Source organism: Bacillota bacterium, assembly GCA_013314855.1.
Classification (GTDB): Bacteria; Bacillota; Clostridia; order Acetivibrionales; family DUMC01; genus Ch48.
Window position 1 is genome coordinate 1 of record JABUEW010000246.1, and the last position, 2,322, is coordinate 2,322.

General features: G+C 44.4%; 6 protein-coding genes. 1 reads left to right on the forward strand and 5 read right to left on the reverse strand.

Annotated features, from left to right (window positions below; translation table 11 throughout):
• Positions 1–161: 161 nt before the first annotated feature.
• The 4 genes from HPY74_20800 to HPY74_20815 are packed head-to-tail and all read right to left on the reverse strand — an operon-like array spanning position 162 to position 1,356.
• Positions 162–599, reverse strand: coding sequence for a helix-turn-helix transcriptional regulator (locus HPY74_20800; GenBank protein NSW93046.1), 438 nt, complete (start codon positions 597–599; stop codon positions 162–164).
• 44 nt (positions 600–643) lie between these two features.
• Positions 644–883, reverse strand: a complete 240-nt coding sequence (locus HPY74_20805; GenBank protein NSW93047.1) for a hypothetical protein — start codon at positions 881–883, stop codon at positions 644–646.
• A gap of 41 nt (positions 884–924) precedes the next feature.
• Complete coding sequence (locus tag HPY74_20810; protein NSW93048.1) at positions 925–1,062, reverse strand: hypothetical protein; 138 nt, start codon at positions 1,060–1,062, stop codon at positions 925–927.
• Between the two features lie 21 nt (positions 1,063–1,083).
• On the reverse strand, positions 1,084–1,356 hold the full coding sequence (locus HPY74_20815; GenBank protein NSW93049.1) for a hypothetical protein: 273 nt from the start codon (positions 1,354–1,356) through the stop codon (positions 1,084–1,086).
• A 265-nt stretch (positions 1,357–1,621) separates the two neighbouring features.
• On the opposite strand from HPY74_20815, the gene HPY74_20820 reads away from it, so the two are divergent.
• The gene (locus HPY74_20820) at positions 1,622–1,948 is read left to right on the forward strand and encodes a hypothetical protein (GenBank protein ID NSW93050.1); all 327 of its coding nucleotides are present in this window, start codon (positions 1,622–1,624) and stop codon (positions 1,946–1,948) included.
• A gap of 114 nt (positions 1,949–2,062) precedes the next feature.
• Here the strand turns inward: HPY74_20820 and HPY74_20825 are convergent, their stop codons facing one another.
• On the reverse strand, positions 2,063–2,293 hold the full coding sequence (locus HPY74_20825) for a helix-turn-helix transcriptional regulator (GenBank protein ID NSW93051.1): 231 nt from the start codon (positions 2,291–2,293) through the stop codon (positions 2,063–2,065).
• Positions 2,294–2,322 lie beyond the last annotated feature (29 nt).

Sequence of the window (2,322 nt, forward strand, 5' to 3'; positions counted from 1 at the left end):
CCGGTAACCGCCTCGCACAGCTTCCGCTGGAAGCATTTGTCGCAATCGTCGATGCACCTGAGATTGATCTGCTCAGACATGTCGAAAAGCGCTTCTAGATATTCCCTGTCTGCATCGGTCATAGTTTTCAGCCTCCTTTCCTTTAACAAATCTCCGACGCTTTATCCTTTCGCAAATATTACTGACAATCCAGCTCCGACCATTTCAGACAGCTCTGTTTCTATCCTCAGCCAAGTATCACGCTCGGTGTCGTCTACCGTACCATCACAGGCTACGTTTACCATATCTTGATGTACATTGTTTACATCCGCTACTTCCTTCTGCAGCTTCAACACCGACCTTGGAAGGTCCAGGATGTGAAGTTCCGGTAAAAACCTTCTGCCTACTTCTGTTGACTGCTTCAGATGTAGATATGCAAGATGTTTTACACCGTACACCTCTACCATCCGACACACAACATCATCCGGCGGTATTGTCCGGCCAGCTTCGTACTCTGCCAGACTACGCACGGACGTATATAACCGCTCCGCTGCCTGTTCCTGTGTCAAACCCGTTGCACGCCTAGTATTTTTATAAATGTTCCCGCAGTACCTATTCATTCCGTTTGTACCCCCTTTCATTTAGAATTTAGAATAAAGAAACATCATAATGCACGTGGCTTCCAGTAAACTTCAACCGGGCCTTTATTGCAGCTACATTCTAAGCACTGCTTACGCATCTTAACTACGCGGCAGTCTTCTGTCTCTGTAAGTTTGATGATAAAGAAACTTATTTCATCAGTAAGTTTACAAGGTCCACTGTCATATGCATTTGCGCCTTTGGGCTTCTCCTGTTCGCATTTGATAAGCTCTCCGTACCCCCAAACCTGGCTTAACCCTTCCACTTTCACACCTCCCTTCTGGCCGTCTTCCGAAGGCGGCCACCCTACCCCGCCTCTGTATCCATATTTCGCCTGTAATCTTCTGCAAAGATATAAGCAAGGGCATAGAGGCAGGGATATAGTGTCCTTTCCAGATCCTCTTCAGTCATATCTTCAAAATCTTTGCATTGTTCCGTCCTCATTGAGACCTCCTACCTCCTCTACTATAAGTCCTCTAAATCCAATGCCGGCTCCGGCATTGCGTAGTGCGTCATTCCGGTCTTGAGCATCCTAAATATCTCCCCCACAACCTGCTTCGCATCTTCTTCCGTGTCGTATGTCCCGAGAAGGACCTTCTTCAGAAAGTGTTTGCCCATGATGTTCCAGCCCATAAACTGGCCGTTGTAATATCTATCCTCAACATACAGCCTGGCTGGAAACAGGTGCTTATCATTGAGTGTGAAAACTTCGTCCCGGTCCTGGTTGATGATGTACATACCTATTACCCCCTCAAATCATTTTTGGTTGGCTGACCAGCTCCGGCCTGCTTATCCTGAGTTCGTAGGCAACTTTATCCGACGTAAGGTATTGTTTTAGGCTTTGGTATGTCGGGCACTCCGCCCGCCTGGGGCAGGCTGCACACGTGTATGATGCGAAACATGTTTTCGTTGGGCTCACCCCCTTATGCGGATTTGACTTTGCATTCTTGACCTCCCTATTGCCGAAATGGTAAGATCATCCTTGAAGGGAGGTATTATGTCCATGTTGGATACTCAGATGATAAAGTTGCTAAAAAGTATCCGTAAGTCCAATGGTCAAATATCTTATAGTGAACTTTGCAATAATCCACTCTCTGAAAACATTATTATGAAACTGCGTAATCAAGGCTATGTCTCCGTCAGGCCCATTAACGGATACGGTGAACCTTTACCCGAGAGTAAAGTCTTTGTCACTCCTGAAGGCGAGAACTATTTGCTTGATCAACGGGCTTTAGCTTTTAGGGAAAATATTAGACAAATTTTAGTTCCGATAATAATCGGTGTATTGAGCTACATAGCATCAAAGCTAATTGACACTTGGTTATTCTAAAGATTATCGTACCAATCCCTAAACCGCTTCCACCGGAGTAATATCAGTGATGTTGTTGCTGCCAATACCATTGATAAAACTGGAACAAAAATCTCACGCAATTTACTCACCCCCTTATGCGGATTTGGTTTGTTCATCTGCGAACATTATGTTTGTACCGTTGTCAAAAAAAATTTCATCAACTGAACATTCGTAAAAATCAGCTATTTTTTTTGCCAGTTTGAAGCCTGGCGTCCTTACTCCTCTTTCAAGCATCGAATAGTATTGAGAATTTATACCTAAAACATTAGCAATTTCTTCTTGCGTAAGCCCTTTCTTATCCCTAAGCTCACGTAGTTTATTCAATAGTGTCACCTCCTGTTCGAACATATTGT